The organism is Streptomyces sp. NPDC037389, from assembly GCF_040636475.1.
GTDB lineage: Bacteria > Actinomycetota > Actinomycetes > Streptomycetales > Streptomycetaceae > Streptomyces > Streptomyces hesseae.
Genome location: NZ_JBEZUS010000001.1, coordinates 228,736 through 240,562, shown reverse-complemented (window position 1 = coordinate 240,562; position 11,827 = coordinate 228,736). Strand labels below are relative to the sequence as shown.

General features: G+C 70.5%; 16 protein-coding genes and 1 tRNA gene. 2 read left to right on the top strand and 15 right to left on the bottom strand.

What is annotated here, in order from left to right:
* Positions 1–10 precede the first annotated feature (10 nt).
* Positions 11–517: a hypothetical protein gene (locus AB0E98_RS01245; RefSeq protein WP_361697270.1), complete on the bottom strand. Its 507-nt coding sequence runs from the start codon at positions 515–517 to the stop codon at positions 11–13.
* A gap of 251 nt (positions 518–768) precedes the next feature.
* Here AB0E98_RS01245 and AB0E98_RS01240 point away from each other — a divergent pair, with 251 nt between their 5' ends.
* Positions 769–1,110 (top strand): hypothetical protein, encoded by a 342-nt coding sequence (locus AB0E98_RS01240; protein WP_361697268.1) that lies wholly within the window; start codon positions 769–771, stop codon positions 1,108–1,110.
* 168 nt (positions 1,111–1,278) lie between these two features.
* Here the strand turns inward: AB0E98_RS01240 and AB0E98_RS01235 are convergent, their stop codons facing one another.
* The 7 genes from AB0E98_RS01235 to AB0E98_RS01205 all read right to left on the bottom strand — a co-directional run bounded on the left by AB0E98_RS01235 (position 1,279) and on the right by AB0E98_RS01205 (position 7,310).
* Positions 1,279–2,097, bottom strand: a complete 819-nt coding sequence (locus AB0E98_RS01235; protein WP_361697266.1) for a hypothetical protein — start codon at positions 2,095–2,097, stop codon at positions 1,279–1,281.
* On the bottom strand, positions 2,094–3,482 hold the full coding sequence (locus AB0E98_RS01230; protein ID WP_361697263.1) for a phage portal protein: 1,389 nt from the start codon (positions 3,480–3,482) through the stop codon (positions 2,094–2,096). Before AB0E98_RS01230 ends, AB0E98_RS01235 begins: the two co-directional genes overlap by 4 nt.
* A 21-nt stretch (positions 3,483–3,503) precedes the next feature.
* Positions 3,504–5,255 carry a terminase gene (locus AB0E98_RS01225; RefSeq protein ID WP_361697260.1) on the bottom strand — a complete coding sequence of 584 codons (1,752 nt, stop codon included), beginning with the start codon at positions 5,253–5,255 and terminating at the stop codon, positions 3,504–3,506.
* Between the two features lie 18 nt (positions 5,256–5,273).
* The gene (locus tag AB0E98_RS01220; RefSeq protein WP_361697258.1) at positions 5,274–5,699 is read right to left on the bottom strand and encodes a hypothetical protein; all 426 of its coding nucleotides are present in this window, start codon (positions 5,697–5,699) and stop codon (positions 5,274–5,276) included.
* A gap of 301 nt (positions 5,700–6,000) precedes the next feature.
* Positions 6,001–6,243, bottom strand: coding sequence for an HNH endonuclease signature motif containing protein (locus AB0E98_RS01215; protein WP_361697256.1), 243 nt, complete (start codon positions 6,241–6,243; stop codon positions 6,001–6,003).
* Between the two features lie 88 nt (positions 6,244–6,331).
* Positions 6,332–6,418, bottom strand: a tRNA-OTHER gene (locus AB0E98_RS01210).
* Positions 6,419–6,602: 184 nt separating this feature from the next.
* On the bottom strand, positions 6,603–7,310 hold the full coding sequence (locus AB0E98_RS01205; RefSeq protein WP_361697254.1) for a class I SAM-dependent methyltransferase: 708 nt from the start codon (positions 7,308–7,310) through the stop codon (positions 6,603–6,605).
* A gap of 281 nt (positions 7,311–7,591) precedes the next feature.
* Here AB0E98_RS01205 and AB0E98_RS01200 point away from each other — a divergent pair, with 281 nt between their 5' ends.
* The gene (locus AB0E98_RS01200) at positions 7,592–7,786 is read left to right on the top strand and encodes a hypothetical protein (RefSeq protein ID WP_361697252.1); all 195 of its coding nucleotides are present in this window, start codon (positions 7,592–7,594) and stop codon (positions 7,784–7,786) included.
* A 40-nt stretch (positions 7,787–7,826) separates the two neighbouring features.
* On the opposite strand, the gene AB0E98_RS01195 is transcribed toward AB0E98_RS01200, so the two are convergent.
* The 7 genes from AB0E98_RS01195 to AB0E98_RS01165 form a co-directional block, all read right to left on the bottom strand.
* On the bottom strand, positions 7,827–8,708 hold the full coding sequence (locus AB0E98_RS01195; RefSeq protein ID WP_361697250.1) for an IS5 family transposase: 882 nt from the start codon (positions 8,706–8,708) through the stop codon (positions 7,827–7,829).
* 170 nt (positions 8,709–8,878) lie between these two features.
* The gene (locus AB0E98_RS01190) at positions 8,879–9,073 is read right to left on the bottom strand and encodes a hypothetical protein (RefSeq protein WP_361697248.1); all 195 of its coding nucleotides are present in this window, start codon (positions 9,071–9,073) and stop codon (positions 8,879–8,881) included.
* 155 nt (positions 9,074–9,228) lie between these two features.
* Complete coding sequence (locus tag AB0E98_RS01185; RefSeq protein WP_361697246.1) at positions 9,229–9,861, bottom strand: hypothetical protein; 633 nt, start codon at positions 9,859–9,861, stop codon at positions 9,229–9,231.
* 26 nt (positions 9,862–9,887) lie between these two features.
* A complete protein-coding gene (locus AB0E98_RS01180) occupies positions 9,888–10,082 on the bottom strand; it encodes a hypothetical protein (protein ID WP_361697244.1) in 195 nt (64 codons plus the stop codon).
* Positions 10,079–10,324: a WhiB family transcriptional regulator gene (locus tag AB0E98_RS01175; RefSeq protein WP_361697242.1), complete on the bottom strand. Its 246-nt coding sequence runs from the start codon at positions 10,322–10,324 to the stop codon at positions 10,079–10,081. The genes AB0E98_RS01180 and AB0E98_RS01175 overlap by 4 nt, the downstream gene beginning before the upstream one ends.
* A 7-nt stretch (positions 10,325–10,331) precedes the next feature.
* The gene (locus AB0E98_RS01170) at positions 10,332–10,784 is read right to left on the bottom strand and encodes a hypothetical protein (RefSeq protein WP_361697240.1); all 453 of its coding nucleotides are present in this window, start codon (positions 10,782–10,784) and stop codon (positions 10,332–10,334) included.
* Positions 10,781–11,758 (bottom strand): mucin-2, encoded by a 978-nt coding sequence (locus AB0E98_RS01165; RefSeq protein ID WP_361697238.1) that lies wholly within the window; start codon positions 11,756–11,758, stop codon positions 10,781–10,783. The genes AB0E98_RS01170 and AB0E98_RS01165 overlap by 4 nt, the downstream gene beginning before the upstream one ends.
* Positions 11,759–11,827 lie beyond the last annotated feature (69 nt).

The following is an 11,827-nucleotide window of genomic DNA, read 5'->3' as shown; positions in this document are numbered from 1 at the left end:
TGGAGCGTCCTTAGCGGTGGAGGGAGTTGTGGAGGAGACCGGCGAACATGGCGGCCGGGTCGGCAGCGGCGTCCTGGCCGGATGAGCCCTGCGACGGGTCCGGCCGCATCAGGCGGTGGGCGGCCGGTGAGGGGGTGATGTCGGCAAGCAGCTCGTCTGCGTCGGCCTCCAGCTCCTCCCGGGTGGCGCCGACCAGGCGTGCGGCCTGCCGTTCGGTGAGTCCGCGCGAGTGGGCGACCTGAGCGCGGACGAGGTCGGCGCGCGTCTGCTCGGCCAGCCGCTCGGCGGCCTCCGCGCGCTCCGTGAGCCGCTGGGCCTCGGTCTTGCCGGCTTCCTGGAGCTGATGCAGTTCGGCGGCGGCGGGCTCCAGCTCGGCGACGCGGGCAGCATGGCCGGCCAGCTCGGCGGCAAGGCGTTCGATCTCCGCGCGGGCGGCGGCAGCGTTCTCCCACGGCCGGGCCTCGCCGTCCTGCAAGGCAGTGCCGTCCGGCGCGGGGATGTGGTCCGGGTGGGACATGCGGAGTGTCTCCAGACAATACAAAACCCCGCCACGGTGCGTGACGGGGTTGGCGGTTAACGGTTCAGGACGAGGAGGTGGCCAGGATGGCATTCGGGCCCGTGTTGCGGAAACAAGTCGCCGAAGGTGGATAGTTTTCGACAGCGCATGGATCGGTACGCGTCACATGCCAGTTGACTGATTCACGTGCGCCCTTCGAAAGGCCGTGACCGCTAGGGTCCTCGCACCAGAAGCAACCACAGGAGGATCAAATGATCAAACTTCGAGTGGTGGGGGCGGTATTACCCGTCCTCGCGGCGACCGTGGTCCTGACCGCCGTCCCGGCCAGCGCCTATGAGAGATGGCAGAGCTGCTCCAACCGCATGTGCGACTACGGCGAGGTCAATGGCAACTGGGCAAAGGTCCAGGACGACAGCGCGGACGGCGTAGGAGCCGCACTCGACATCTACTTGTACAACGGCTCGCACCCGTGGGTCACGGTCGAGGGCCCAGGGGTCAATGAGGGTCGGTTCGACTCCAACGTCAAGAAGGCCCGGATCTGTAACTACGCCAACGGTGAAATCTGGTCGTGTGGCGCCTGGAAGTACTTCTAAAGACTGGTAGGTGACTGCGCACTCTGTTGCGGGAATCGGTCAGCCGAGCCGGATATTTTCCCGCCCGCACCAGGGCGATTCCCGGTCAGCGGGGCGCGTTGCCGCACTGGGAGGTTGGCGCGGCAGTACGTCGCCCACCAGCACCGGTCGGTATTCTCGCTTCGGCCGTTATGGGCGGCGGGGCCGGGCCGGGCCTGGTGCCTCGTTGAACGCGCGCCGGAAGGCCCGCATCGTCTCTTCGCTGTAAGTGCCGCGGGTGGCGCTGTTGTAGAGCGCTTCCCACTCGACGGCCTCGGGTGTCGGCTCCCACGTCCGCCCCTTGAATACGGGTTCGGCGTGGCAGTCGCACCGGTCGTGGTACGGGTCGCCGCCGTTCTTGGTCTCGGCGGTGCGCTGGTCGGCGTAGACGGGCCCGCGAATGATCAGGACCGCGCAGAAAGCGCAGCACGGTCCTTCGGTGACGCGGGCCCAGCCGAGGGCGGCCGGGTCTTTCCGGGCAGCGCGTTCGATGGTACGGCGGCCGGGAAGAGCGGCGAGACGCTGGGCGGAGGCGGCTTCCCGGTCCCGGGCCTGACGCCGGAGTTCGGGGTCCTGGCGGGCATGTTCGGCGTCGGCCTCGCTCCCGCCGTCGGCAAGGGCTTTGGCTGCGGCGCGGTCGGCGGCCTTCCGGGTCTGATTGGCCGACCAGCGGCGGGAGGCTGTGATCTGGTCCAGGGGCGGGGGCTCGGCAACCGGGACGGTGAAAGGAGTGTGGTGGCCGGCGGTGCGGCGGGCGTGGTCGTAGTAGTCCGCGGCCAGCGTCGCCGACGCCGTCCCGTACTTACGGACCAGGCGGGCGACGACGGCCGTCCACGCCTTTTCGGTCTCAGGTCCGGCGGAGCCCGCTTCGTACCGGCGCCACCCGGACTCGAACTCAGCGTTCATCAGCCGCAGCAGCGCGGCTTGGCGGCGCCGGTGGACCAGGGCCAGCGCCCGGAGGGACGTCATGCCGCATCCCGGAGGCTGGCGCCCTCCGGGGCCGCGCCGAGGGTGTCGGCGAGGTTGTCGAGGACGTCACGGCCCGCGCTGCGGAGGCGCTCGACGGCGATGCGCTCACGCTGCGCCCGGTCGATACCGGCCCGCTCCAGGGTGACCTCCGAATCCGCGGGCAGCACCCCGGCGGCCACCAACTTGGTGGTCGCGTCGGCCTGGGCTGCCACGGTCGGGGTGGCCGCATCCCGCCACTGCATCTCGACCACGGGCACGGAACCGGTAGTCCCGGTGAGCTGGAGGGCGAGGCGCATGGCGCGCGACCAGGGCCCGGCGAACGACCGCTGACGGCGTTCGGCCTTTTTGATCAGGCGGGCCTCGGCGCTGCGGATGGCCTCGGCGGACGCGGGGTTGTCGGTGGTGTACCCCAGCATGTGGGCGGGTAGGGCGGTCACGCCGGCGACCAGCCGCGCGTAAGTGTCGACAATGCGGCCGTAGACGGCCGGGTCGTAGGCGGGGAACTGCCCCACTTCGGGAACGGCGCCATCCTCGTCGCGCTCCAGCGCGAGGTACCGGCCGATGTAGGTCTCCCACGCGCTCCGCTGCGTGCCGTCCGGGCCCTGGAACGAGCCCTCCGACGCGCCCAGTACGTACCGTTGCGGGGCAGCGAAAAATTCTCGAGCGACCTCTTGGCCGAGGAGAGTTCGGCACGCGGCGTCGGTCAGGGCGCGCACTTCCTCGGTGATCTCCGAGGAACCGCGCCGGTCGGCGATGCGCTGCCGGTTGGCGAGGCGGATCACGGGGACCACGCCGAGGCTGTGAGGCTGCCGGTCAGCCACGGTCCAGCCGGTCCCGGAACCTTCCAGGTAGACGGTCTGGTCGGGGAGGTAGAGGGTGGCGGAGCGCTGCGAGCCGGCGGTGATCAGGCGCAGGGCGGCGCGGATGGTGCGGGTCCTGGCGTCGTAGTCCACGGTCATGTGCTGCGGCGACTCCACCGACACCAGCGGATCGCCGAAGTCGTCCACCCCGACCGCGAGGTACGAGCGGCCGTAGACCAGCGCGTCCTGGTGCGCGAGCTGCGATTCCACGGCCAGGTCGTTGGCCGCCCAGATGGCGCCCGCCATCTCCTCTGCCCCGGGGTCCTGCGGGCACCGGACGGCGTCGATGTCCAGGCGCTCGTCCAGGGCGTCCACGATGATGCGGGGCCAGCCCGTGACGGTGCGGATGGCCTGGAGCGCCGGCGGTACGGCGATACCGAGATTCGCCATGCGGGACAGGCCCGTGAAGTACGTGTCCAGCGTGTGGAGGCGCCACGTGTCCTCGGCGACCGCGGCGCACAGCCGGGAGAGCGTGATGTCCTCGGACTCCGTGAGGGACAGGGAGGGCAGGGCAGGCGTGGACAAGGGAGGCGGACCTCCCTTGCTCTATCCGAGGACGATCACGCGTCCCTTACCGCGCGCCCGGGGGCGCTTTCCGTACTTCGGGCTGTTGATGACCAGGCGGCGGAGCATGCGGGCACCGACCATGCACACGGCGAGGTCGATCTTCCGGGAGGATGCGCGGTGTTCCTTGCCGATCGTGACCCCGAAGGCGTTCACGCGGCGGCGTGCGTTGCGGACGTGGGTGCGTGCGACCTTGTGGCCGTCGTGCGTCAGCTGGCGTTCCAGGATGTCCACGTGGGTGCGCTCTACGGCGGCGGTGAATTCCTCCTGGCGGCGCCGGTCGCCGCCCATGTCCCATTCGACGGCGTGCCGGCGGGTGCCGGTCGTCGTGGCGTGGACCAGGAGGCGGGCGCCGTAACGTTCCGCCCACGCGTCGATGAAGCGGTCCCAGTAGCGGCGCCCGTCGTCCTGGTCTTCTCCGGTGCCGGGGTCGGCGAAGAACGCCAGCACCCGGAAGCGGGCGAACGTGGCGTCCACGATGCCGTCGACCTCCTCGCGCGGCACGTTCCACACGTCGACCTGCGGCGGGCGCTGCCAGACTCCGAGCGTGCCCACGTGGCCGTCGGACATACGGCAGGCCACCAGGCCGGTGGCGTCGTCGCTCTTGGAGCAGTCGAGGAACACGACGATCTCGTCCCCGTCGGACAGGGCCAGGTCGGGGCGGGCGCAGGCGTCCCATTCATACGGGGCCAGCCACGCGTCCTCGGCGGCCACGACTTGGTTGTACCAAAACCGCCGGGACCGGCTGGCCGGGTTCCGGACGTCCAGGATCGAGGCCACGATGCGGTCGATGTCCAACCAGGTGGCGTCGCCGCGCACGGCCTCGATCACCTTCGGCGCCCACGCGGCGTTCAGCTTCGCGCCGGGCGGTGCCTCCAGGGAGTCGTAGAGGAGGCCGGTGTCGACGGCGCGGCCGGCCTGCGCGGCCTCCCACGCCTCCCGCGTCCGCTCGGCGACGCTGTCCTCGCCCGGTTCATAGCTGTTGGTGATCGCAAGCGTGCGGGCGCTGCCGTCTGCGGATTTGGTGGCGTTGCGCTCGATGACGGCCGCCATCTCATGGCCCGAGTTCGTGGCGAGCCAGTGATGCGGTTCGTTGATCAAGCTCCAGGATGCCCTGGCCCCTTCCAAGGCGCGCGGTGAAGAGGTGACTGCCTCGATCCGCGCCCGGCCCTTGTGCGCGTAAATGACCTCTTTGCCAAGGTCGATTGAGAACTCTTCGACGGCCCTCAGGCTGAAGAGCGAGGGGAAGATCGTCATGGTGTTGCGCGTCTGCGACTGAGTGACCGCGGCCAGCTGCACCCAGGCTTCCGGGTGGGGCTGCCCGAGCGGCTGCCCCTCCGGTACGCCTGACGGATGACCGGGGCCAGCTAGCTGTCCCGACAGGCGACACGGCCCGACGAACTCGGTAGCGGCGTAGGTCGCGGCAAGGGGGTCCTTACCGTGGCCCTTCAGCCGCTGGAAGACCGCGTCCCGGTACAGGAAGCGGCCCGTCACCGGGTCGATCGCGTAGTACCAGAGCGTGAACCGGGCCTGCTCCGGTGTGTACCGCCACGGCTGGCCTGCGGAGTGCTGGAGGTACTGGGCCGTCCACGACAGGACGTGCCAGCCCAACGAGAGCTCCGGCAGCACGAACCGCCCGGACTCGTCGCGCTTCCATGTCGGCCCGAGGGCCACGGGCTCGATGACGTCCGGCGGAAGGTCTTCCTCAGCAACGGAGGCAGTCGCGGTGACCACCCCCCGAAGGCGCGGAGGTCAGGCGCCGAGCGCCGCCCGGTAGTGGGCGATCGCGGTAACGCCGGCGGGGGCCTCCTGCCCGGCCGGCTCCCGCTCCAGTTCGATACGGACTCGACGGCGGGCACCCTCGGTGGTGAGGAGTTCCGTCATGGCGGAGGAGACGGCGGCGAAGAGCTGGGCGGAGAACCGTCCGGCGGCGAGGTTGCGGCTCATGGCTTCGGCGACGTACCGGGCCGTGGCCACGTCGGACGGCTCGTAGAACTGCGCCTGTCCTGAGGCGGCCAGGGAGCAGTACCAGTCACGAGCGATGGCGTGCCAACCGGCGTCCGGCTCCGGCCACTCGGCCGTGCCCGGTGCCAGCGCTGCGCGTACCGGCTCGCCACCGTCCTTGTTGCGGCGACGTCGTTCGGTCGACCGTTTCGGTACGGGCCCTCGGGCGCCCACGCGATCACCTCCGGCTACTCGTGTGCTCGGACAAAGAAGGGGGCGGGAGACCGCCTGCTGACTCCCCGGTCGGCCGTCCAGGGAGGACGGGCTACTCGTCGTGGCAGGCGGTTCCCGCACGTTGCCTCACGACCTCGGCAGGCCACCCTGAGTAGCGGCAGGATGCGTGATGCACGGGCAACGTGGTCAAGGGCCACCGTTCACGGGCTCGGAAACCCGTACAGGAATGGAGGTGCATTGCCCATCGCCCTGGGTCGGAGCCGGGGAGGGGGACACCCCCCAGGGCCTGACGGCGGGACCGTCACTCAGGGTGATCGAGGCTGCCGGGGTGAGGGTCGTCGGGGCGGCGACGGCCGGGGCGGCGGGCACGGCCGGCGGCGCCCTCTGCCGCGCTCTTCTGGGCGTGGCAGGGGCCGCATACGCCCTGTAGGGCCCGGTCGCGGTGGTCGTCGGTCATGGCTTTGATGTGGTCGACCTGCGTCGACGGGCGAACGCCGCAGATGCGGCACACCGGGTCGCGGGTGAGGACGCGGGTGCGGATCAACGACCAGTTCCCCGGCAGGCGGGCGGCCCGGTTGCTGGTGTGCCAGGGCAGAGGGCGTCACCTCCGGGCAGGTCAGTAACGGTGAAGGTGGTGCCCGCCCCCGGGTTCGAACCGGGATCTCTGCGGCATAACCGCAGCGCAGTAGCTGCGCACCTCTCCCTTGGGTCAGGCGGGCATGGGGAGTCCGCACGGGCTTGCAACCCCGTTCGGCTCGTCCTCGGCAGCGGGAGCGAGGACCGGTTACTAGTGGGCGGTGCGGACTCCCCGGTGGTCCCGGCCGGAGTCGAACCGGCTTACCCCCGGCAGGGGGCCTCCGTGGCGGGACCTGACCGTCCCCGCGTGCGGGCGGGACGGTGGGGTCACAGGGATGGGAGTGCGGCCGTGGCCTTCCGGGGGTCACCCTTGACGAAGGTCAGGACGTATTGGTGGTGGCGGCCGTGCTTGCGGGACGCGCGCCACTGGGCGCCGAGCCGCATGGGGACGGTGCCGAGCGCGTTGACGAGGATGGCGTCGTTGTGCAGGCGGGCGCCTGCGGCTTCGTGGGCGGCGATGGTCAGCGGGACCAAACCGCGCAGGTGTCCGGTGCTGCCGCGCACTTCACCCACAACCCAGGTGGCGAATCGGTTTGGCGCCAGGCAGCGGACGGTCTCCGCGATGATCGCGCTGTACGCCGTGGCGAACTCGTGCCATCTCATGGTGGACAGGTCAGCCGGGTGATCGCTGTACCGCTCCAGGTCGTGATACGGCGGGCAGGTGAAGACATAGTCCGCGTGTGCCGTCGGCAGTTCGGGGAGTTCTTCGAGCGCATCGCCGTGAATCCATCGGGGTTCGGCGGCAAGTAGGTCACGGGCTCGCCAGTCGGCAGCGGCTTCCTCATTGGCGTCGACCTGCACGGGGGACAGGTCGACGCCGGTGTACTGGTAACCGCCGTTGGCCGCGACGAGACCGCGCACGGAGCCGCCGGCGAAGGGGTCGAGGATCGCCCCGCCTTCCGGGCAGTACCACGAGTACGAGGCTTCGTCGAGGACCGGGTCGAAGGTAGAGAGGCCAGCGTTGACCGCGGCCATCTGCCGGCCGAACGGGTCGGCCGTGTTGTAGGTGGTGACGTGCTCCCGCCCTCGTCGGCTGTGGAGCCCGAGGTCTTCCCAGGCGCGGCGGCGGTCACGCCACGGGCCTAGGGCCTGTCTGACGGGTCTGTTACGGCGTCGAATGCAGGCCCGTGGTGGTTCTCATGCGCTCCTGGGGGCTTCCGTGCGCCTCTATGATGCCCTGTGCACGGGCATGGGCGGGGAATGCTGCTAGTCGACTAGCCCATGCGCCAACGCACACAGTCCTTGGGAGGCATGTCATGACCCGTGTTCGCCGGATGGTCGCCGCTACTGCGGCAATTGCCCTTCTCGCGCTGGCCAGCATCGCGCTGGCTACTCCCGCTCAGGCCGCAGACGACGGCGTCACCGGCCTCCTCAGCAAAGCCAGCGAAGGCCTCAGTGTCCTCCTCGTAAAGGCCGGCGCCAGCTCCAAGGACTTGCTCCGCAGCCGCTGATCCCGACGTGGTGTGCTGAGCAGCCGGGACGTCAGGCAGGTCAGGGGCGTAGCCAGAGCCGGATCGCGGCGAGCGTGATCGTGCCCTGGAAGACGTAGGCGCGCTTGTCGAACCTGGTGGCTACGGCCCGGTTCCCTTTGAGGGCGTTGACGGTGCGTTCGACTTCGTTCCTGCGTGCGTACTGGTCCCGGTTGAAGCCGGTGGGTCTGCCGCCCGTGCTGCCGCGGTTGCGGCGGTGGGCCCGCTGGTCGCGGCGCTCGGGAATGACGTGCCGGATCCGGCGTCGGCGCAGGTAGCGGCGGTTGCGGCGGGACGAATACGCTTTGTCGGCGCTCAAGCATTCGGGGCGGGTGCGGGGGTGGCCTCCGCCTGGGCGGGGCACGCGGATGCGGTCGAGGACATCGGTCATCTGCGGCCCGTCACCCCACTGTCTCGGGGGGAGCAGCAAGGCGAGCGGGCGTCGCCCGCCCTCACTGGCCAGGTGGATCTTCGTCGTCAGACCACCCCGGGAGCGCCCCAGGGCTTCGTCCGGCTGGTGCCGCTCTGGGTGGGTTCGCTTGCCCTGGAGTCTCGGGGTGTGCTTGCGGGCGCCGGCCGCGTGCTGGTGGACACGCACGACAGTCGAGTCAACACCGACCATGGTCCAGTCGATCCGGCCCTCTGCGTCAGCGTCGGCCTGGACGGCTCGCAGGAGCCTGTCCCAGGTGCCGTCCGCTGACCAGCGTCGATGCCGGTCGTACACCGTTTTCCACTTCCCGAACCGTGGTGGCAGATCACGCCACGGGACGCCGGTCCGCTGGCGGAAGAGGATGCCGTTGATCACCTTGCGGTGGCTCTTCCACCGCCCGCCCCGCCCAACGTTCCGAGGCAGGTGCGGCTTCAGCCGGGCCCACTCCGCGTCGGATAGATCACCCCGCCCCACAGGAGTCGCAACGACTGGGACACCGCTCCGTCACCAGACCCGTCGGACACTGCCTAGGTCTGTCCGGAGGACGGAGAAGGGCTGTATGCCCGGCAGGCCACGCCCGGTGATTACGGAGGCAGCGTCGATCAGGGCCAGTTGGGACACGACGCGACCTTTCGTCCGGGCGCTCACGCTGCCGTGGCGTTCCGCTGGGTTAGGTAGGAGCGGACTTCGCGAAGGTCGACCAGGGCCCGGCCGGCGGTGTCGTATCCGGTCCGTTGGACGTGGCCGCGGCGTATCCACTGACGGACCGTTGCGGGCGTGACCTTGACGTAAGCGGCGGCGGCGACGGTGTCGCAGATGACGGGGGTAGTTGGGGACACGTGCGTCTGCCACCGCCTCGATACGCGAAAGCCCCTCCGGCCCGGGGGGAGGGGCCGAAGGGGCTTTCTGGCTTTCGCACCGGTATGCGGACATACGGGGGGTGCTGCGATTGAGTGTGACACGGTCGGAGGGAAACCCCAAACACCCGTGCTGGTCAGACAGCTAGGGCCAGGGCGGCACCCAGGTCGATGGCGTCCCAGACCGTTCCGCACCACCGGCACGTGACCGTGGTTGCCCCGGGGACGTAGCGCAGGACGGCACCGCACGCCTGCGTGGGGTCATCGGTCGCGGGGGCGGGGCAGTGGCCGATGCGACGGGCGCGACGGGCGGGGTCGAGGAGGCCCGTTGCGTCGCTGTGCAACTCGGCGATGTCCCGAGCGAAGTCGCCCACGGCAGCGTGCTTTTCGACGGCCCAGGGGAGGTTGGCACGCAGTGCGGCGGCGGCCTCGGTGAGCGGGTCTGCACGGTACGTGGGGGCTGCCCATTCGAGGTGGTCGTGCCAGTCGGCGAGCCAGCTGTCCAGCGTGGCTGTGGCGGCGGTGATGCGGTCGAGGATGTCGAGGCGGATCGGGGCCGGGGGTTCGGTGCTGGAGCGGATGCGCGGCCCGTCGGGTGCGTGGCCGGACCCGGGGGCCAGCAGGCCGTGCATGTCGTGCATCAGGTCCGGAAGCTGGTCAAGGTGTTCCGATATGCGTCGCTCGCAGGGGCGGCAGGCATATCGGTGCCATTCGTCGGCCCACAGGGGGCGGTGACAGATGGTGCACGCAGGGCGGTTGGTCTCCGTCATGGGGTGCGTCTCCTTGTCGTGGCCCGTCAGGCAGCGGCCTGGGCTATGGCGTCGTCGGGGGTGATCTCGCCGGCGCACAGGGCGCGGAGGGCGGCGACGATCTCCGTGTGCCGACGAGTGGTGCTGAGGAGGGTGTCGGCGATGTGGGCGGCGGTGGCGAGGCGGTCGTACAGGTCGTCCAGGCGGGCGTCCGTGATGGTGCTCGCGGTGTCCCGTGTCATGCGGCGGCGGCCTTCGTGTGAGTGATCAGACGGCGGGTGGTGGGGCGGTATCCGTGTTCTGCCTCGGTGTGGCCGCCCCAGATGCCCCACTCCCGGTTCTCAAGGGCCCAAGCGCCGCACGTGGCACGGATCGTGCAGCCGGAGCAGATGCGCTTTGCCGCGGCTATGCGTTCGGCGTGCTCATCGGGCCGTTCCTGCTGGTCGGGGGAAAAGAACAGCTCAGGGGCGGTCGTGCAGGGCACGCGGTAGTCATCGCTGCGGGGGACGTAGGGCGGTGGACTGATTTTGAAGGGGAGCAAGGCGGGATTCCTTCGGGATGTGGCGGCCGGTGGCGGCGAGGAGTTCGGCCAGGGGACGGCGGCGGGCGGTGGGGTCGGCCGCGCGGATGCGCTGCGCCCGGACGGCGGCGAGGTAGGCGGGGATGTCGTCGGGGTCGGCGTCGGGGATCTCCGGTGGCTGCCCGGGTCCGTGGATGTGGCGGGAGCGGCCGGCGCGTAGCTCGCGCACCTTGGCCGTGATCTCGCCGACGGCCACGAAGGCTTTGCCACTGTCCACGAGGGCGACGACGGCGGCGCGGGCGTCGGCGAGGCTGTAGGGGGCGAGGACGTCGTGCCAGGCGTCGGGGGTGTACTCGTCGAAGCGCTGGCCGGGGCAGATGGCGCGGACGTAGCGGGTCAGGGCAACCGTTTCTTCAGGGGTCACGCGATCAGGGCTTTCTGTGCGTCGGTCTCGGCTGCGTCTTCGGCGGCCATGCGGGCGCGGGCGCGTTCCATGGCTCGGGCGAACTGGTCGTCCGCGGCGGCTTGGTGCCGTTCCACGACGGGGCCGGGGGTGGGTGCGGCGGGCGCGTCGGCGGGGGTGTCGGGCAGGGCGTCCCAGACCTTCAGCAGGTAGCGGATGGTCCTTGGCGGGTTGGCGGGGTTCCATGCGCGGCGTGCGGCGTCCACGAGCCGGTCGGCGGGGATGCGGTCGAGGTGTCGGCGGAGTGCATCTCGGTCGCCGCTGTCGGTCCGCCATCCCACGTGACATCCGGCCGCGGTGAGCTGATCGGCAAGGGTCTGCGCGAAGGCGGGGACGCCGGCCGCCTCCGGCCCGGTCGCTGTGCGCTGTGGGGGGTGAAGGGGGGACTGTTCTATCCCGTCAGGGATAGAACTCGGGTCGGGACGGGTCGGGTCAGCGTGCGCGCCCGCGAGGCGTCCGGTGTGACGCGCCCCCTTGACCTGCGGCGCCGCCGGAAAACCCGGGGTCGATTCAGCGTCGTTTCGCGTGCGCTTCGGGCGTGAATCGGATGTGGATCGCGTGCGCTTCGTGCCCGAAGCGGCGGCGGATTTCGCCGCTCGTGCTTCCCGTTGGCGCTCCGCGGCGCGCTCGCGGTCGGCGTTGACGCGGGCCCGGGAGGGGTTGGTGTCGAGGAAGTCGTGGACGAGGTAGTCGCCCGGGTCCGGCTGCGGGCAGCGCGCGCACTCGTGCCCGGCGACGTGCAGCAGTCCGACGGCGGACAGCTTGCGGATCTGCGGGGCGGTCCCGTACTCACGCACGACCGCGCCCGGGACGACGCCGTCCGTCAGGTGCTGCCCCGCATACGAGATCACTCGCACGAGCAGACCGGCGGCGGCATTGCCCGCCCTGATGATCTTCGGGTGTGAGTGGAAGCCATCGTCCAGCCGCGCCCACATGTTTCTATTCCCTCCCCTGGTACTGACTGACTGCACGCGGCCCGCCGACCCTGGTCGCCGGGCGGGCGC